The 18,595-nt window shown below is 61.5% G+C and carries 16 protein-coding genes; 10 read left to right on the top strand and 6 right to left on the bottom strand.

Annotation, left to right across the window (positions count from 1 at the left end; genetic code table 11):
* Positions 1 to 78 precede the first annotated feature (78 nt).
* The 3 genes from efeU to efeB all read left to right on the top strand — a co-directional run bounded on the left by efeU (position 79) and on the right by efeB (position 3,606).
* On the top strand, positions 79 to 984 hold the full coding sequence (efeU, locus tag WBA38_RS09900) for an iron uptake transporter permease EfeU (RefSeq protein ID WP_424322604.1): 906 nt from the start codon (positions 79 to 81) through the stop codon (positions 982 to 984).
* 83 nt (positions 985 to 1,067) lie between these two features.
* A complete protein-coding gene (gene efeO, locus WBA38_RS09895; RefSeq protein ID WP_424296807.1) occupies positions 1,068 to 2,285 on the top strand; it encodes an iron uptake system protein EfeO in 1,218 nt (405 codons plus the stop codon).
* A gap of 4 nt (positions 2,286 to 2,289) precedes the next feature.
* Positions 2,290 to 3,606: an iron uptake transporter deferrochelatase/peroxidase subunit gene (gene efeB / locus WBA38_RS09890; RefSeq protein WP_424296805.1), complete on the top strand. Its 1,317-nt coding sequence runs from the start codon at positions 2,290 to 2,292 to the stop codon at positions 3,604 to 3,606.
* Between the two features lie 18 nt (positions 3,607 to 3,624).
* Here the strand turns inward: efeB and WBA38_RS09885 are convergent, their stop codons facing one another.
* On the bottom strand, positions 3,625 to 3,954 hold the full coding sequence (locus tag WBA38_RS09885) for a Dabb family protein (RefSeq protein ID WP_424296803.1): 330 nt from the start codon (positions 3,952 to 3,954) through the stop codon (positions 3,625 to 3,627).
* Positions 3,955 to 4,060: 106 nt separating this feature from the next.
* Between WBA38_RS09885 and WBA38_RS09880 the strand changes: the two genes are divergently transcribed.
* Positions 4,061 to 4,477 (top strand): TIGR02611 family protein, encoded by a 417-nt coding sequence (locus WBA38_RS09880; protein WP_424322603.1) that lies wholly within the window; start codon positions 4,061 to 4,063, stop codon positions 4,475 to 4,477.
* Between the two features lie 144 nt (positions 4,478 to 4,621).
* On the opposite strand, the gene WBA38_RS09875 is transcribed toward WBA38_RS09880, so the two are convergent.
* Complete coding sequence (locus WBA38_RS09875; protein ID WP_424322602.1) at positions 4,622 to 6,241, bottom strand: DUF222 domain-containing protein; 1,620 nt, start codon at positions 6,239 to 6,241, stop codon at positions 4,622 to 4,624.
* A gap of 173 nt (positions 6,242 to 6,414) precedes the next feature.
* Between WBA38_RS09875 and WBA38_RS09870 the strand changes: the two genes are divergently transcribed.
* Together WBA38_RS09870 and WBA38_RS09865 are read left to right on the top strand one after the other, a co-directional pair.
* Positions 6,415 to 7,686: a hypothetical protein gene (locus WBA38_RS09870; protein ID WP_424322601.1), complete on the top strand. Its 1,272-nt coding sequence runs from the start codon at positions 6,415 to 6,417 to the stop codon at positions 7,684 to 7,686.
* A 32-nt stretch (positions 7,687 to 7,718) separates the two neighbouring features.
* Positions 7,719 to 8,318: a hypothetical protein gene (locus WBA38_RS09865; RefSeq protein ID WP_424322600.1), complete on the top strand. Its 600-nt coding sequence runs from the start codon at positions 7,719 to 7,721 to the stop codon at positions 8,316 to 8,318.
* A gap of 48 nt (positions 8,319 to 8,366) precedes the next feature.
* On the opposite strand, the gene WBA38_RS09860 is transcribed toward WBA38_RS09865, so the two are convergent.
* Positions 8,367 to 8,573, bottom strand: a complete 207-nt coding sequence (locus WBA38_RS09860; RefSeq protein WP_424322599.1) for a hypothetical protein — start codon at positions 8,571 to 8,573, stop codon at positions 8,367 to 8,369.
* A 112-nt stretch (positions 8,574 to 8,685) separates the two neighbouring features.
* On the opposite strand from WBA38_RS09860, the gene WBA38_RS09855 reads away from it, so the two are divergent.
* Complete coding sequence (locus tag WBA38_RS09855; protein WP_424322598.1) at positions 8,686 to 9,111, top strand: (deoxy)nucleoside triphosphate pyrophosphohydrolase; 426 nt, start codon at positions 8,686 to 8,688, stop codon at positions 9,109 to 9,111.
* Positions 9,108 to 12,065, top strand: a complete 2,958-nt coding sequence (locus tag WBA38_RS09850; RefSeq protein ID WP_424322597.1) for a DUF3427 domain-containing protein — start codon at positions 9,108 to 9,110, stop codon at positions 12,063 to 12,065. Before WBA38_RS09855 ends, WBA38_RS09850 begins: the two co-directional genes overlap by 4 nt.
* Before the next feature lie 41 nt (positions 12,066 to 12,106).
* Here the strand turns inward: WBA38_RS09850 and WBA38_RS09845 are convergent, their stop codons facing one another.
* Positions 12,107 to 13,282: a MazG family protein gene (locus WBA38_RS09845; RefSeq protein ID WP_424322596.1), complete on the bottom strand. Its 1,176-nt coding sequence runs from the start codon at positions 13,280 to 13,282 to the stop codon at positions 12,107 to 12,109.
* A 296-nt stretch (positions 13,283 to 13,578) separates the two neighbouring features.
* On the opposite strand from WBA38_RS09845, the gene acs reads away from it, so the two are divergent.
* Positions 13,579 to 15,528 carry an acetate--CoA ligase gene (acs, locus tag WBA38_RS09840; protein WP_424322595.1) on the top strand — a complete coding sequence of 650 codons (1,950 nt, stop codon included), beginning with the start codon at positions 13,579 to 13,581 and terminating at the stop codon, positions 15,526 to 15,528.
* On the opposite strand, the gene WBA38_RS09835 is transcribed toward acs, so the two are convergent.
* Positions 15,525 to 16,415, bottom strand: a complete 891-nt coding sequence (locus WBA38_RS09835) for a LysR family transcriptional regulator (protein ID WP_424322594.1) — start codon at positions 16,413 to 16,415, stop codon at positions 15,525 to 15,527. The two genes, acs and WBA38_RS09835, sit on opposite strands and share 4 nt — an antisense overlap.
* 74 nt (positions 16,416 to 16,489) lie before the next feature.
* Here WBA38_RS09835 and dapA point away from each other — a divergent pair, with 74 nt between their 5' ends.
* Complete coding sequence (gene dapA, locus WBA38_RS09830) at positions 16,490 to 17,407, top strand: 4-hydroxy-tetrahydrodipicolinate synthase (protein ID WP_424322593.1); 918 nt, start codon at positions 16,490 to 16,492, stop codon at positions 17,405 to 17,407.
* Here the strand turns inward: dapA and WBA38_RS09825 are convergent.
* Positions 17,393 to 18,319 (bottom strand): helix-turn-helix domain-containing protein, encoded by a 927-nt coding sequence (locus tag WBA38_RS09825; protein WP_424322592.1) that lies wholly within the window; start codon positions 18,317 to 18,319, stop codon positions 17,393 to 17,395. The genes dapA and WBA38_RS09825 overlap by 15 nt on opposite strands.
* Positions 18,320 to 18,595: the final 276 nt, after the last annotated feature.

Here is an 18,595-nt window from a genome sequence, read left to right as displayed (position 1 = left end):
CACCCAAGTGGGGTTATCCTTACTCGGTTGAATGGCGCGTGGGGAACGCCAGACCGTAGAGGCAAGAAGGGAACGCCGATGACGCTGCTGTTGGCAGAAGAGTTCATCGCCGAAGGCGCACCATCCGTGGTGACCCAGATGGTCGGTAGCGGGTTGCTCGGTGTTCGCGAGGGACTCGAAGCCGGGATCGTTGTGATGGTGTTGATCGCGTTCGCCGTCAAGTCCGACCGCCGCGATGCGCTCAAGTGGATTTGGCTGGGCGTCGCGGCAGCGTTGGCGTTGCTCGTTGGCACATTCCTCATCATTCAGTTCGGGTCGTCGACCATTTCGTCGTTGGCCGCAGAACTGCTGGCCGGCATCGCCTCGTTTGTGGCGGTGGCAATCGTGACGTTCATGGTGCTTTGGATGCGCAAGGCAGCCATGCAAATGTCCGGGCACTTGAAGGAAGGGCTGACAGGTGCCCTCGCTGTGGGTGGTGCGGCCGTGTTCGCCCTCTCGTTCTTTGCCGTTGGACGCGAAGGCTTCGAGACCGCGCTGCTGATGGTCGGCTACGCCGAGAGTGTGTCGGGCGGAGCATGGCCGCTACTCGGCTTGCTCCTCGGGATTCTGGTGGCCGTCCTCCTGACGTGGCTCCTTTACAAGGGCGCGATCGCCATCAATTTTCAGACGTTCTTCACCTACACCGGCTACTTCTTGATCGTCGTTGCTGCGGGCATCCTTGCCTACGGCGTTCGTGCGTTGCAGGTGTACGGATGGCTACCCGGCCTGCACAACACGGCGTTCGACATCTCATCCTGGTATGACCAATCCGCCTGGTACGGCGTCATTGGCCAGGGCATCTTCAACTTCCGGCCCGAGCCGACCGTCCTGCAGGTGATTGCCTGGGTCGGGTACTTGGTTATCGTCGGCGGACTGTTCTACATGCGCGGCAAAACACCTACCGCACCCAAGGCAGTCGACGTCGCCGTGAAAGAACCGGCCTAGCACTACCTGCAACATTCCCCGACCTACTCTTCCCCCTGATCTTCGTGGCGCGCTTGCGTCGTCGAATCTGTGAAAGGACCCTCATGGGCAAGCTCTCCCCCGCTCTGCGGAACACCGTCATTCTCGGTGCCGTGATCGCAACGCCGCTGGCTCTGGCGGCGTGCGAGTCGAAGGCAAGCAGCGACGGTGCGGTAGCCGTGACGTCGACCGACGATGCGTGTGACCTGTCGAGCACCAGTCTGCAGACCGGTCAGGTGAGCTTCGAGATCACCAACTCGGGTAAGAAGGTCACCGAGTTTTACGTGTACGGCCCCAACAATCGGGTCATAGCCGAGGTCGAGAACATTGCGCCGGGCATGACCGGCAAGTTGGGCGTTGAATTTGCTGAGCCCGGAACCTACACGGTGGCATGCAAGCCGGGCATGGTCGGCGCGGGTATTCGCCACGACATCCAGGTCAGCGGCGAGGCGAAGGCCAAGTCGCAGGCACCCGCCGATGTGAACGCCGCCAAGGCCCGCTACCTCGAGTACGTCCGCGGACAGCTCAATGGCCTTGTCTCACAGGCTGAATCGTTCACGACCGCAGTCAAGAGCGGCGACTTGGAGAAGGCCCGCAGCGAGTTCGGCCTGGTCCGCACCTTCTTCGAGCGCGTCGAGCCGGTTGCCGAATCGTTCCCTGACCTCGACCCCAAGATCGATATGCGCTGGGACGACACGGAGAACGGCGCTGTACCGTTCACCGGTTTCCACCGGATCGAGCGTTTCCTGTTCCCGCCGCAGCCCGCCGAGATCGGTGACGCCGAAGGGCAGATCGCGCCGTCGGACGCAGCCAACGCCAAGACTGCCGACACCAAAGAAGCCATCGCGAAGGTTGCCGACCAACTCGTTGCCGACGTGAAGACGTTGCGCGACGAGGTGTCCGCACCGAACTTCGAGTTCGAGACCCAGATGTTTATCCGTGGCCCACAGGCACTGATCGACGAGATCGCCAAGACCAAGGTCAGCGGCGAGGAAGATCGATACAGCCACACCGACCTGTGGGATATCGCCGCCAACATCGAGGGTTCGGAAACCCTGATCGCCGAGTTGGCACCGATCATCACATCGCGCAACAAGGGACTGATGGACAAGATCACCGCCCAGTTCGGTGATGTCAAAACGTTCCTCGAGCAGTTCCGTGAGGGCGAGGGCTACGCGTCGTACACGACCGTGACGCCGGAGCAGCGCAGGGAACTGTCGGACAAGATTGATGCGCTGTCGGCCACCCTTTCGCAGGTGCCCGGCATTGTTATGGCGGAGTGAGTGAATGGCCGTGAGCGAAGAACCAACTGAGATCAGCACCAAGCCCGGCGTTTCCCGCAGAACGGTGCTCGGCGCGGCGGGTGTCGGCATTGCCGCCGGAATTGCTGGCGGTGCGGCGCTCGGCGCGACCGTATCGGGCCGGGGCGACGGCGGTGCGTCATCCGACCAGATCGTCGGATTCCGTGGCGACCGCCAGGCAGGCATCGTCACCGAAGCGCAGGACCGCCTGCACTTTGCGGCGTTCGACGTCATCACCGATTCGCGTGAAGCGCTCGTCGACATGCTGAAAAAGTGGACGGTCGCGGCTGAACGCTTCACTCGCGGCGAAGAAACCGAAGACGGCGGTGCGCTGGAGTTGGGTGATTACCACCCACCCACCGACACCGGCGAGGCGCTCGGTCTGAAGCCCGCGCACCTGACGTTGACGATTGGTTTCGGTCCGGGACTCTTTGGGCCCAGCATGGTCGATCCGGCGCGCAAGGATCGGTTCGGCATTGCCAATCGCAAACCGGCGGCGCTGGCCGATTTGCCGATCTTCGCGAAGGAAAAGATCGAACCGGGACGGTCGTACGGGGACATCTGCATTCAGGCGTGCGCCGACGACCCGCAGGTCGCAGTACATGCAATCCGCAACTTGGCGCGGATCGGCGTCGGCGTGGTGTCGGTGCGTTGGTCGCAGTTGGGGTTCGGTCGTACGTCTGCCACCACGCGGGGGCAGGACACGCCGCGCAATATGTTCGGGTTCAAGGACGGCACCGCCAACATTCGCGCCGAGGACACCGACACACTCGACAAGTGGGTATGGGTTGCCGATAGCGACAATCCTCCCGCCGCGCAGTGGATGACTGGTGGAACCTACTTGGTCGCACGACGGATTCGCATGGACATCGAGCCGTGGGATCGGGCCAATCTGCTGGAGCAGGAGAACATCGTCGGACGGTTGAAGGGTTCCGGTGCGCCGCTCGGCAAGGAAGGCGAGTTCGACGATCCGGATTTCCAGATCACGTCGTATGGTGCGCCAATCATTCCCGCCACGGCGCACGTGCGCCTAGCTCACCCCGACGCCAACAACGGCGCGCAGATCTTGCGGCGTGGCTACAACTTCACCGATGGCTCAGACGGCTTCGGGCATCTCGACGCCGGCTTGTTCTTCATCGCCTTCAATCGGGATACGTTCAAGCAGTTTGTGCCGATGCAGCATCAGTTGTCACGCAAGGACGCGATGACCGAGTACTTGATTCCGAATGGTTCCGCTGTGTTCGCCGTGCCGCCGGGCTTGAAGCCCGGCGAGTACTGGGGCCAGCACCTGTTCGAAGGTTAGTTCTGCGCGGGCTCGGTTCTAGGGTGTGACCGCGAATTGGACTGCGGTCCGCTCTTTGACGTTGGGTGCGATGATTTCGTCGATCACTTTGCGGTGCGCGGGCAGCACCGAGTAGGCGCGCCAATGCTCTTCGGTTTCGAAGACGGCGGCGATACCGTAGTCGGCGTTGCCGTTGTTGATGCCAAGGTCGTCGCCGTGTCGGTACGAGATAAGTCCGTCGAGTTGAGGGATGAGTGCGTCGAGAGCGGGTGACAGTCGTGCGACGACGTCGTCGCGCACGCCGTTCTCGAACTTCAGGACCACCAGGTGGCAGATTCCGCTCTTCGTTACGTTGGGTGCGCTGGTCATGGGTTGGATTCTCCAATTGTCGTGCGATTAGTTGTGCGATTGATCGAGATGGACACAACATTATGTGGCCGGGCCGAGTCGGTGTTGCGGTGATAGCGTCCCGATGGTGTCCGTAGTAGTCGATCACTTTAAGTCGCTTGGTGCGAAGTACCACCACATCCGCCACAATCACCGGTATGGCGGGGCACTGCGTTACGTGACAATTGTGGTCGGAGCATTGGTCACTGCAGTTGGCGTGCTGACGATTCCGTACCCGGGCCCCGGTTGGGCCACAGTCTTTCTCGGCCTGCTTATCCTGTCTCAGGAGTTGGAGTGGGCCGCGCGGTTACGCAAGAAGATCATGGGACTCCTCAACCGTTTCTATTCGAACTACATCGATGGCAACCGCCTGATGCAGGCGGTCTTGGCGATCGGCACGTGCGCAATTGTGTTCTTGACGTTGTGGTTAACGGGCGGCCTCGCCCTGTTCGGCGGCTGGTTCGGGCTCGACTGGGCGTGGCTACGCTCCCCACTCGCCGGTTAAGTTCACGAGCCTCGCTCCCGCTTCCTTTTCCGCTCTCCGAGTTGGGCCCGCGGAGCGTAGCGATGCGCACCCCTTATCGAGGAGCCCGCAACAATCACCGAGATTCGGGCTAACCACGGCGTGTCGCCTGTTCGGCGTGTCCGATCAGAACGGCGGCACCCCTTCCTCGGCCAACGCCCGAGCTTCCTCTTCCTCGCGGATTCGGCGGTTCGCTGCCCGGCGGGCCATGCGGTAGGCGTGCTTGGCCTCGGTGCGGGACTGCGCGCGCCGAGGGCCGTTCTCGGCGTGTCGGGATTCCGGGCGCGGCGCCCCAACGACGCCGGCCCCAACCGGGGCGTGCTGGCAAGGAATCAACCCGACCTCGGGCAGCAGCCACGTGTTGAGTGCTTGCTGACGCACAGTGAATCCTTCCGGGGTCGTCACTTCGGTCCAGATGACGCCGTTGGCGTCGACGATCTGGTCATCGATCCAGCCTTCGGCGCAGGTCTTCAACCCGTGATGAAAACGGCACTTGGGGTTGAGGTTGCACAAGCACGTCGGGCCGCCAGCGGCCGGATCGTCGTGGTTGTATTCGCACACATGGTCCAGATCGGTAGCAAAAGCCGGTTCGGTGCAGCCGGGCCAGGTGCAGATCCCAAACAGGGCACGCAGAACCGTGTCGAGCGTGGCCGTGGGGCGGTACTGGTTGCCCGGCTGGGCCTGGTGATCGAGCAGATCGCCCAAATCCAGATCACGGGCGACGGTGTCGGGGCGGTCGGCGATTTCGCGAACGTGCTCGGCCGAGATCGGGCCGAATCCGTCGAGGACGGCCGGGGTGTCGGCGGTGCCGTCGAGGGTTTCTTCCCGCACCACCACGTGCAGCACCACCCGAGCACACCGGGCATCGATCTGCTCTTGGGAAAGTTCGGCGATGCAATCATCACTGCCGCACTGGCAGGTGAACGCGGTGCCGTTCAACCGCGCCATTGCCGCATCGGAGCGACGAACCTGCTTGGTGCGAGGATCTTTCGGGCACACCCCAGCAATCACTGCATCCAGGGTTTCTTTCGCCAACCGCACATCCTCGGCAGAAGCAGTGATGACCAACTCCGACATGCCTTCGGTGAGCGGGTTGACCATCACCTTCTTGTAGTCGCGGATCTGCTCACGAGTGAGGGTGACCGCATCGGGATCATGCTCGGCGACCACCGCAGCGACCACGGCCTCCACCCGCGCCGCCGACAGGCCACCCAAATGCTGCAACCGGTAGGCGATCTCGGCATCAATCAGCGCAAGCAGAGCAAGATCGTCGACCAGCGAGGTCTGCTCCACAGCACGAGCGAACCACGCATCCGGGATCAGCCCATCGCGCAGCAAACCACCCACGGCCGGAATCCGCTCAGCACACGCCACTGCGCGCTCCACAAACCGCTCAGCGGTGCACTGGCGCACCCCGGCAGCCACCGCGTACGAGGCCGCGACCTTGCACAGCGGATCGTAAACCCGACCAAACACATCCGAAGCCGGATCCGCCTCGGCCACGGCACACTGCTCTTGCAGCAGCGAGTAGATCTCGGCGTAGCGATGCCACATCACCACCCCGGCAAAAGAATCCACCCGCGCAGCAAAAGCCAACCGATCCGCACGGCTATCGCGCACCACACCCGAGGCGGCCGCCGAACCCCCACCGTCGGCCGGGGCCGGGCGAGAAATGCGGATAACGATCTCATCGTCGGCGACCTTCACCGTGGACGCGGGTGGGCGGGTAGTGGTTTGAGTGGTCATCGGCTTCCCCTTCGAATCATCAGCTCGAACTTACGTTCGATGTTAATCCGAGGGTCTGACAATTTTTGAAGGCCAACCCTGACTGGTCCACCAAGATCCCGGCCGACAAACATTTCGGAAGCCGAGTTTTCGCATCCCCGATACTGAGACACCGCTGGTGACACCATCAATAGGTGGATACTTCGACGTCCGACACCCCTCGGCCCACCTCGTACGTTCGCATGGCCGTCAGCTTCTTGCTGATCACCATCGCGCTGCTTCTCGCCCCCATTGCCGCGATCGGAACTTGGGCTCGGGTTGAGTTGGTCGACGGCGATAGTTTTGTCTCGACCTTTGCTCCCTTGGCCGAGGATCCGGCCGTCCAGGATTTCGTCGCGGGACAGATCACTGACGAGATTGACAAGCAGGTTAATTTCGACCAAGCCGTCGGCCAACTCTTCGATGAGCTCGCTGCGGCGAATCTCCCTCCGCGACCAACGGCAGCCATCGCAGCCCTCCGCGGTCCTGCGGTGGCGGGTATCCAGTCAATCGTGGCATCGACTGTTCAACGTCTGGTGGCGTCGGATCAGTTTGCGCAGTTGTGGGAGTCGAGTCTGCGGCTCAGCCATCAGCAGGCGATAGCTGTCCTCAAGGATCAACCCGGAACCGTGTTGGACCTGTCGAAGGACGGCACCTTGAGCGTCCAACTCGAGCCCCTCTTCGATGCCGTGAAGACGCGGTTGGTGCAGCGCGGATTGACGTTTGCCGACCGGATCGAGCCGAAGAATCGGACGATCACCATCGCGCATGCTGATTCGCTCGCACTAGCTCGCGCGACGTATCAGGTGGCGGTGATCGCTGGGTTCTGGCTGCCGTGGGTAGCTCTGGCGCTATTGGTTGCTGGGATTTTGGTGGCGAACCGCCGACGTCGAGCCTTGCTGTTCGCGTCGATCGGGGTGGTCATTGTGTTTGTGTTGTTGTCGTTGGGAATTTGGGTTGGCGGCAACATTTTCACGTACTCCGTGAGCCCGGATCCCATGCCGAGCTCCGTTGCCGACGCCGTGTTTGGCGAGGTCACCGCTGCTATGACGTCCACGATCCGAGCCATCGCCGTTCTCGGTCTCCTGATTGCCGTAGTGGTGTGGTTCGGCGGACCCGCCCGGCCGGCGGTGGCTGTTCGGTCGGTAGCGAATTCCGGATTCAGTTCGTTGCGGTCGGCACTCGACCGGAACGGCGGCGACACTGGTCGGTTCGGCGCATTCGTCGACCATTACCGCGCGGTGATCTGGTGGATCGCCGCGATTCTGGGGACCTTCGCGCTGATGGCGTCGAGGCCAGTCACGTTCAGCGCGATCGGCTGGCTCATTGTCGGACTGGTTGTTCTAGGGATCGCAGTTGAGTTGCTTCGACGGCCAGCCGCAGACCCTCCCGCTACCGAGGCATCGGCTACTCCACTATCCGAATGATCGCGTCATAGTGCCGGGCGTAGTCTTTTCGTGTGACGTACCCGCAGCAACCAGGTTCCCACCCATCTGGGCCACACCAGCCTCAGCAGCAGTGGGCAACCCCGCCCCCGCAGGCGCCGCAGTATCAGCAGGGCCCGCAGTATCAGCAGGCGCCGCATGCACCGGCTCAATGGCAGCAGCCGCAGGTGCCACAGCAGTTCCCTGGGCAGCAGCCTCACTACGGCCAGCCGGTACCGGGTCAGCAGTACCAGCCGCACCCTCCGGCGCAGCAGAGGCAGCAGCAACCCGCGCACTTTCAGCAGCCGGGGCCTCCGCAGCCAGGCCAGTACGCGCCGTCACCACTTGGCACTGGCGCGTTCCTGAGCATCCATACGGGGTTCTTCCCTCTGGCCTGGATCCTCTTCTTGACCGGGCCGCTGATCGTGATCGACGGCATCGAGGTTGGACGAAACTGGGGCGACCAAGTCATCGAACTCGGTCCCGGCGTGCACACGATCCACATCCACACCCGATACCTCTGGGCGATCGGCAACGCTGACCAGCAATTCCAGATTGCGCCCGGCCAGCGTCTGAGTGCTTCGTACAACACACCGTTCTGGGCATTCTCCAAGGGAACCATTCAATTTTACTGAGCGCTTGAGGGTGTCCCGTCAGGTTGAATCGTCGGGACGCGTGGACCTTTACTGTTCAAAATCCGCATCCACATCGACGTCGTTTCGCGCTCGCGAGATACTGACATGCCGCTCGCCGATGCCGGTCTCGACGGCGACGTTCTCGGCGAAATCTCCAAGCTCGACGGACATAGCGTCCGAATCAAACTCGTCAGACACTGCGATGTAGGCAACCCGCTCAACAGTCTCGGCGATCAGGACGCGATAGACCGGCAATCCGCCCTCCTTCTCCTCTTCACACTCGAGGAAAGCATAGGATGCTGACAATCCCCGTCTAGGTTTCGCCCTCCTCGGCATCGACGGTCTCTAATGGGTAGAGTTCGATTCGATGGAAGACACACGCAATACTTCAGCTACGAAGCGCCGAATCCATGTTGTTGGAGCGGTCCTCGTGCGAGACGGCAAGATCCTGGCCGCCCGCCGGAGCAACTTGATGTCACTACCAGGCATGTGGGAGTTTCCCGGGGGCAAGATTGAGCCGGGAGAGAGCCCCCAGGCAGCACTCCGACGAGAACTCGCTGAGGAGTTACTGGTCAACGCTGAGATCGGTGAGCTCCTTGAAACAACCGAGCACGAGTACGATTTCGGTGTAGTCATCCTGACCACGTACTTCTGCACCCTCATCGATGGCGATCCACAACTGACTGAACACTCTGAGATCTCGTGGCTGCCGGCGGCAGATCTTGGAACGTTGGATTGGGCGCCGGCAGATATTCCCGCCGTTGACAAGCTTCGTGCCACGTTTGCCGAATGAACCCAAAACTAAAAACTTCCGAAAATCGCCTAGTACGCGCCGATACGACATTCGGATTCCTTGACGCGTCCGCCCCTTCCGAGCAAGTCTTTCATCCTCAACTCATCTCCAACTGTGACGACAACACGATGTTGCGAGCGATCCGGCATGAACTACATCGCTCGAACCGATTCGTATTCTCTGTCGCATTCGTAACCACGGGCGCGTTAGCCCTTCTGAAACAGGCCCTGGTTGACTTTAACGGCGAGGGAACCATCGTCACGTCGACCTATCTAAATTTCAACGAGCCAGCGGCGTTCCGCGAGTTACTCACGCTGGAGGGCGTTGAGGTACTGGTCCACCCTGATGTTGAGCGCGGTTTCCATGCAAAGGGCTACTTGTTTGAACGAGATGAATCCACGACCGCCATCATCGGTAGTTCCAATCTCACTTCCACAGCTCTGCTGACAAACGAGGAGTGGAACCTTCGCTTCTCGGCTTTGCCTGGCGGTGATATTGTCGACCAACTTCGTGATGCGATCGATAGGCAGGTAAGCGGTTCGTCGCGGCTTACTGCTAGCTGGGTCGCCAAATACGAACACCACTACGCCCAGTTGACACGGCATCCGTCGTCAGAAAGCCAATTTCAATCGGATCCACACACTGAAGATGCCCTCGACAGCGGGTCGCTGTATGACTCGGACTTTTCCCGCAGTTCAATCATGCCAAACACAATGCAGGTCGAAGCGCTTGAAGCCATCGACCAGGTCCGCAGGTCAGGCGAACGCCGAGCCGTGGTGATATCAGCGACAGGAACCGGTAAGACGATCCTTTCCGCCCTGGACGTCCGCGCATTCAACCCCAATCGCATGCTTTTCGTGGTCCACCGAGAGCAGATTCTCGACGCAGCAATCACCGCCTACCAACAGGTTCTTGAAGCTCCAGCCAACGAATTTGGGAAGTTCGTTGGGCGGCAGAAAGACCTGGACCATAAATATGTGTTCGCGACCATCCAGTCGCTGTCACGACCGGAGAACCTAGCCAAGTTGGACTCCGCACACTTCGATTACGTCCTCATCGACGAAGTCCATCGTGCTGGGGCTGATAGTTACAAGCGGCTTATCGATCGAATAGAACCAGCGTTCCTACTGGGACTAACAGCTACCCCGGAGCGAACTGACGGTTTCAACGTCTTCGAAATGTTCGACTTCAATGTGCCTTACGAAATCCGGTTGCAGGCGGCCCTCGAAGCAGACATGCTCGCACCGTTTCACTACTATGGTGTTACCGATTTCGTCGATTCAGACGGCACCACCATCGATGACGCCTCCAAACTGTCGCAACTGATCGCCGAAGAACGCGTGGATTATCTAGTTCAGATGCTTCACAGGTACGGGCACACCGAAGCGACTCGCGGACTAATCTTTTGCGCGAGGCGAAACGAAGCTATCGAACTCTCGCAGCTCCTCAACCAAAGAGTTGTTCACGGATCACCCCTTAGAACCCGCGCGCTGATGGGTTCCGATTCACCCGAGACCCGGCGTGAAGTCGTCCGACAACTCGAATGCGGAGAATTAGACTACATCCTGACGGTTGATATCTTCAACGAAGGCATTGACATCCCGGCAGTAAACCAGGTTGTCATGCTGCGCCAAACTCAGTCATCTATCGTTTTTACCCAGCAACTGGGCCGCGGGCTAAGAAAGGCTCCCGACAAAGATCACCTCCGAGTGATCGACTTCATCGGGAACTACGCCAACAATTACCTGATACCGATCGCCCTTCTTGGGGACAGCTCACTCAATAAGGACGTTATCCGAAGGAAGTTGATCGATGCCGACAACGCAGGGGTGATCTCTGGACTATCCAGTATCAACTTCGATCAAATTTCGCGAGATCGGGTCCTACAGTCCCTATCAAGCATCTCCCTCGACAGCATGAAGAACATCAAGGCAGCCTATCTTCAACTTGAACAACGCCTGGGCAAGATCCCGAAACTGATAGACTTCGCACGATTTGAAACTGTGGATCCCGTTGTCATCGCGACAAAGAAAAAGAACTACTGGGCTCTCCTTCAAAAACTAAAGCGCGAGGAAGAAGAACCCCCTAACGAAGTCACCCAGATACTGAACTTCGTATCCGGTGAACTCCTGCCCGCCAAGAGACCTCATGAACTACTGCTGCTTAACGAACTTTTGGCGGGCCGGTCGCTCAGCAAGGAACGCTTCGGCCAGTTGCTCACTGAGCAGGGACTAGAAACAGATGCCGCGACCATTGAGTCAGTTGAGCGAGTGCTCTCGCTTGAGTTCTTCACGGCTTCCGAACGAGAGAAATACGGAGATCAGGCCCCAATAATCGTCGCCTCATCCGGGTACTCCTTCTCCCCCAGAATGGGACTGATGCTTTCCTCGTCTAACAAGCTTCGCGCGCACATAGAAGATCTTGTTGAAACAGGACTCTACCTTGCGCGCCATCAAAATGGCTGGACCGGAGAGCTTCAGATCGGCAAATTGTACTCGAGAAAGGACGTGTGTCGACTCCTCAACTGGAAGTCAAATGAATACAGCACTATCTACGGTTACAAAGTAGATGCCGCATCCCGGAGTTGCCCCATATTTGTCACGTACCACAAATCGGACGAAGTCTCCGAGAGCACACAATACGAGGACGAGTTCCTCGATGCCTCAACGCTCAAATGGTTCACTCGAAGCAGGCGAACACTTCAAAGTAGCGAGGTTCAGTCAATCGTTGAGAACGAGTTTCCGCTGCACTTGTTTGCCAAGAAGGATGACGCAGAAGGCCTCGACTTCACATACCTCGGACTCGCGAAGTCACGCGAACCCGTCCAAGAACAGATGCCCGGTGGTTCCGGCAAGATGCTTGATGTCGTGACAATGAAACTCGATCTAATGACCCCGATGGATACGAGCCTCTTCCGTTATTTGGTTACTGGATCAAACGGCACCAGCGAATAGGTCGCACCTTCGGCAGCCCCGCTCATGGGGGGGCGCCACCCCTACTCCCCTTCAGCGCTCCACTTTTCGCGCACGACCATCCCTGGCACTTCAGGAACCTTGACGTCCTTGGCTTTTTTGGTCTTGCCCTTTTTGTTGAGGGCGATGGGGTCTTCGCTGAAGAGTTCTTCGACGCCGAGGTTGTCGAGGTCGTCGATCTCTTCGGAGGCGGCGTTGTCGACGGCGGGCGCGTCTTCAACCGCAGTCTCATCGGCCGCAGTCTCGTCGGCCGCAGTCTCTTCGGCCTCCGCCTCCTCAACTTCTTCCTCGTACGCCATCCCGAGGTACTTGCGCCACGTGTTGGCGTCGCGCACCGCTACCCCATCTTCGGCAGCGGCTTCTTCGGCGGCGCGAACCTGGTTCATCAGGACGATCGCGCGGCGGCGTAGGTCGTCTTCGACGCTGCCGACCGCGTGCTTGCGGAATGGGATGTCGACTCGGTACAGCGACGGACTGACCGCGGCGATCGGAAAGTCGACGCGGGCAAGCCGTTCAAAGATCTTCTGCACTAACACCAGGGCTGGCTGTGTGGTGACAATGCCGTCGAGCAGGCTGGTGTTGGCGCGCTCGGCGGCTTTGGCGGTATCCCAATCATCGATCTGCTGATCGAGATTCGCGTGCTCGCCGTTCAAAACACCGGGCGTCCGACTTGAGACCTTGTCGATAAAGCTTTGGGCAACATCGTCGATGTCGAACGAATCGACCGCCGAATCGGCAGCGATCCGCGCGTGGAACAGCACTTGAAGGAGCAGGTCCCCGAGCTCCGACCGCAGCTCGTCGGCCGTCCCGTGATCGATTGAGTCGAGAAGCTCGTAAACCTCTTCGAGGAGGTACTGCCGCAACGAATCGTGCGTCTGCAATTGTTCCCAAGGGCCGGTGCGCCGCAGTCGGTCCATCAGTTCGACGGCGCGCAACAGCTTGCCGCCGGGGAGGGTGCTGCCCTCGATGACAGACTCACCACACTTGAGCCGCTCGAGCACCGCGGGATGGTCGCGGTTGGAGCTGACCAGGGTCTTTGACCCGTCGTCCTCGACGAGCCCAACCAACTCGTACGACGGCAACTGCCACAGCAGTGATGGATGCACTTCCTCGGTGACCGCGACCGTCTCAGCAAGCAAGGCAACCGCGCCGGCCGGAATCATGTCGGGACGTGACGCGTCTAGCAAGACCACGGCCATGGAAGTCCCCTCTCCGACAAATCAGTGTCTACCTCGACATTAACGTGTAGATCGGCTTGATCTCGGTCGCACGCGCGGGAACTGAACGTGTCGCGCATTACTCGCCGCTAAGTAACTCGCCGGTAACTAGGGTCGGTGCTTCCGCAAGGTGTCCGCGACGACGCGATGCCCCCGCGGACACCGTTTCGCCAATGCATAGCCGACACCCCAACTGCCTCGATAGGTTTGGAATCAGCCGTCCCACGCGAGACGACGCCGAGCCCAGTTCTTTCTGAGGTGCAGAGGAGAATCGTGCCATGACGCAAGACCAAACAATCCAGGCATTGAGCCAGGAAACCCGCTCCTTCGCACCGCCACCCGCCTTTGCCGACAATGCCAACGTGACCGCGGAGGCCTACCAGCGCGCCGCCGACGACAACCTCGCCTTTTGGGGCGAGGCCGCCGAACGCATCACCTGGGCTGAGCCTTACACCGAGGTCCTCGACTGGTCGCGGGCCCCACACTCCAAGTGGTTCGTCGGTGGCAAACTCAACGCCGCCTACAACTGCATCGACCGCCACGTCGAGAACGGCCTTGGCGGCCGCGTCGCCTACCACTTCGAAGGCGAAGCCGGCGACACCCGAACCATCACCTACCAAGACCTCCAAGACGAGGTCAGCAAGGCCGCGAACGCCCTCATCGAACTAGGTGTTCAGACCGGCGACCGCATCGCCATCTACATGCCGATGATCCCCGAAACGGTGTTCGCGATGCTGGCCTGCGCACGTATCGGCGCACCGCACACCGTGATTTTCGGCGGCTTCTCGGCCCGCGCGATTGCCGATCGTGTCCAAGACTGTGGCGTCCAAGTCGTCATCACCGCCGACGGTGGCTTCCGGCGCGGCAAGCCCTCAGCACTGAAGGCCGTGGTCGACGAAGCCATGACACTGTGCCCCGAAGTCCGGACAGTACTGGTCGTCAAGCGCACCGGCCAGGACGTCGACTGGACCGAAGGTCGCGACCTGTGGTGGTCCGACGTCGTCGACCGTCAGTCCGCGCAGCACACTCCCGAAGCCTTCGACGCCGAACATCCGCTGTACGTCATGTACTCGTCGGGAACCACCGGCAAACCGAAAGGCATCCTCCACACGACAGGCGGCTACCTCGTCGGCACGTCGTACACGCACTGGGCGGTGTTCGACATCAAACCCGACACCGACGTGTACTGGACCGCCGCCGACATCGGCTGGGTCACCGGCCACTCGTACATCGTGTACGGACCGCTAGCCAACGCGACCACGTCGATCATGTACGAAGGCACCCCCGACACCCCACACCAGGGACGATGGTGGGAAATCATCGAAAAGTACAAGGCCACCATCCTGTACTGCGCCCCCACGGCGATCCGCACGTTCATGAAATGGGGACGCCAAATCCCCGCGAAGTACGACCTCACGTCGCTGCGCCTCATCGGATCGGTCGGCGAACCCATTAACCCCGAGGCATGGATGTGGTACCGCGAACACATCGGCGGCAACAAAACTCCCGTCGTCGACACGTGGTGGCAAACCGAGAACGGGCAGATACTGATCAGCCCGCTCCCCGGCGTCACACACACCAAACCCGGTGCGGCCATGCGAGCTCTGCCCGGTATCGAGGCCGACGTCTACAACGAAGAAGGCCAACCCGTCGGCAACGGCGAGGGTGGTTACCTCGTCATCAAGAAGCCGTGGCCCGCCATGCTCCGAACCCTGTGGGGCGACGATGACCGTTTCCAACGCACCTACTGGGACCGCTTCCCCGGCGTGTACTTCGCAGGCGACGGCGCCAAACGCGACCAAGACGGCGACATTTGGGTGATCGGTCGCGTCGACGACGTCATGAATGTCTCCGGCCACCGCCTCTCGACCACCGAAATCGAATCCGCCCTCGTCTCGCACGAGGCGGTTGCCGAGGCGGCGGTGGTGGGTGCGGCCGATGCGACCACCGGACAGTCCATCGAAGCGTTCGTCATCCTGCGCGAAAGCTCCGGTGGCGGCGGCCGGGACATCGTCGACGAACTCCGCAAGCACGTCCGCACCGAGATTGGCGCCATCGCGAGCCCGCGGTCGATCATGATTGTCGAAGAACTCCCCAAAACCCGATCCGGCAAAATCATGCGACGCCTACTCCGCGACATCGCCGAAAACCGGGAACCCGGCGATTCGACGACCCTCGCCGACTCGTCCGTCGTCGACCGAATCCGCAAGGAAGTCTCCGGCAGCTAAGGCGCGAGCGCGGCCAAGACCGCCCGCAACGCCGGATCAGCCTCGCCGCTGCGGCGCCACACCGTATGCACCTCGCGGCGCGGGGCGTCGTGCAACTCCCGCAGCACCACGCCGTCCGGAACGTGCGGTCGTGCCAGACGTGGAATCAGCGCGACCACGTCGCCCGCCGCCACCAACGCCATCTGCGTTCCGAAGTCGTCGACGGAGTGCACCACGTCGGGTTGGTGTTCGGAATCGGCAAACAGCCGCTCGAACCATCGGTGGCAGACGGTGCCGCTCGGGCTGGTGACCCACTCGCAGTCGTGCAGGTCCGACCGTCGGATGGGCCGGTCGACCTTGGCGAGGGGATGGTCGACAGGGATCGCCAGGTCGCCGATATCAGTATGCAGATGCGCCCGTTCCAGTCCGGCTGGAACGGCGACGGTCACGCCGTCGGCATCGTGCACCATCGCCAATTCCGCGTTGCCCGACTCCACCGCGTAGACGGCGGGAACCGGGTCGAGTTCCACCACCTGCACCCGTACATCGGGGTACTGGCTTCGAATAGTCTTCAGCGCCGGGGCGACAAGCCCGCGGACGCCAGTCGAAAAGGCTGCGATTCTCACCACACCGCGCGGCAGTCCAGCGTCCACCGAGCGCGCCGCGGCCACCGACTTCTCGAGCGCGTTGAGCACTTCCGCGGCGTTCTCCACCAGGGCATGCCCAGCCGGTGTCAGCACCACCCGACGGCCAGCGGGTGCCACCAGACGCACTCCGACCTGCGCTTCCAGTCGTTTTACCTGCTGCGAAATGGCCGACGGCGTAAAGCCAAGCTCATCGGCGGCACGCGCCATGGTGCCAAGGTCGGCGATCGCCCGCAGCGCACGCAGCGCGGCCACATCAATCATGAAGCTCTCCTAACGATTACTCACGATAACCCCTCGCTTGTGCTGAACGGTTCGGGCACGTGACCATAGAGACCATGACCTTGAGTTCCATGCTTTCTGCGCGCGCCACCTTCGGATCCAACCTCGTCGCCATGCCGACGCCGATGAACCCCGACAGCTCCCTCGACGAAGCCGGCATCAGCGCGGTCGCCAAGCATCTGGTCGACGGCGGCTGCGACGGCATCGTCGTCGCTGGCACGACCGGCGAAGCTCCGACGCTCGACAACGTCGAACTCCTCCGCGTGCTGGAACTCGTTCGGGCCAGCGCTGGCCCCGACACCAGGTTGGTCGTCGGCGTTGGCACCAACCACACCGCGAAGAGTGTCGCGACGGCTCGCGAGGTGGCCGCTGCGGGCGCGGACGCGCTGCTCGTCGTAACGCCGTACTACTCGAAGCCGTCGCAGGCCGGAGTCATCGCGCACTGCACCGCGATCGCCGACGCCACCGAACTGCCCGTCATGCTGTACGACATTCCCGGCCGCACCGGCCTCGCCCTGACTTATGAGACGCTGATCGAACTGTCAGAGCATCCCCGTATTCTCGCGGTCAAGGATGCGAAGGGCGACCTCTTCGAGATGATGTCGTTGCTGGCCGAAACCGGTTTGCAGTACTACTGCGGGCTCGACGAACTGAACTTGCCATACCTCGCCGCCGGCGCCGCTGGCGTGGTGAGCGTGATGGGTGTGGTGGGTGCGGACCGCAACCGCGCACTGATCAACGCGATCGACGCCAGCGACCTCACCGCCGCGCGCGCTATCAACGACGCCGTCCGCCCCCTGACCGCCGCACTGATGCGCACTGCTCCCGGCGTCGTCACGGCAAAGGCGGCGCTGCACGAGACCGGCGTCATCGCGCACACTTCTGTGCGTGCCCCACTGTTGCCTGCAACCGAAGCCGAAACCAGCGTCGTGCGGGCGGCATTGGTCGCCGACGGGCAGCTACTCAACGCCTGACGTGGTGCCGTGTGACGGCAGATCTGTTGCGTTAGGTGTCACTCGGTTCCCGGCTGAATAGGCACCCGGCGACATTCCGATCGTCGCCGTGAAGTCTCTCGTCAGGTGGGCTTGGTCGGAGTAGCCGAGTTCCGCGGCGAGGGCTGCCCAATCGGCCAAACTGCCGTCGCGGACACGCTCGGCCGCGTCGATCAGCCGGAATCGGCGGATCACCCAGGTCGGCGACACCCCGGCACACGAGGTAAACATCCGCTGCAGCGTCCGGGCGGTGATTCCACCGAGTTGCGCAAGCTGATCGACCGTCCGAATCGTCCGGTCGCCCTCCGCAGCCGACGCGATCGCGGCAACCTCGCGGGCACGGTTCACGCGAGCTGACGGTCGGATCTCCAGGAGTCTCACCAGCGCGTCGGCGATCGGTGCCGCGCGTCTCGCACCCGGCTCGATATTCGCCACGCGCTCAGCGAGATCCCGATCGTTAAGTTCCAGCACGGTCGAAATCGGCACGTGCGCATCGTTGAGCGCGTGAACGTCGTCGACCCACGCACCGAAGCCGCCAGTGGTGGTCTTGGCTGCGAAGTTCCAGCCGCGGCCCGTCAACTCACGAACCGTTACCTCGGTGGTGACACCGTTAAGTCGGGTTTGGAGGCCGTACGGACCGGGTGGCGGAGTGTCGCCCGGTGGCGGCGCCACCCCGACGCTGACGTTGACCGCAGGCGTCGCCAACACCGGCTGCCGATGTCGTCGGTTTGCGGGCAGATCCCATCGCACCGACCAGAACCACTCAATCAGTCCCTCCAATTCCGGCGGCGCGGGATAGCGCTGGAAGTCGACGACCGTCAGCATTCGGCCCGGTGACAAGATCCCGCGTGTGTGGTCTGCGGCCCCCACAAATGATTCCGGCTTTTGCGGCACGCCTTGAGGTTAGTCGCAAGAATCCCACCCCACGCGCCCCCAACTGTCGCGAATCTTCACGCGGTCCCGCCCGCCACCTCGGACCGTCGAAAGCATGGACACTTCAGCAGATCTACTCGTAGCGTCGACCAACTCGCCGATCTGCTCGTCGCCGCAGCCGACACGTCTCCGACCGCCCCGACACCGTGCACCGCGTTCAATTTCCAGACCCCGAATCGGTTGAGGTGGAGGAACTCGGGACGGCGGAGTACGCCGCGCCCATGCGGACCTGACACG

It is taken from the genome of Gordonia sp. (in: high G+C Gram-positive bacteria), assembly GCF_049647785.1.
GTDB lineage: Bacteria > Actinomycetota > Actinomycetes > Mycobacteriales > Mycobacteriaceae > Gordonia.
The sequence above is the reverse complement of the archived record's forward strand: the minus strand, read 5'-3'. Positions and strand labels throughout refer to the sequence as shown.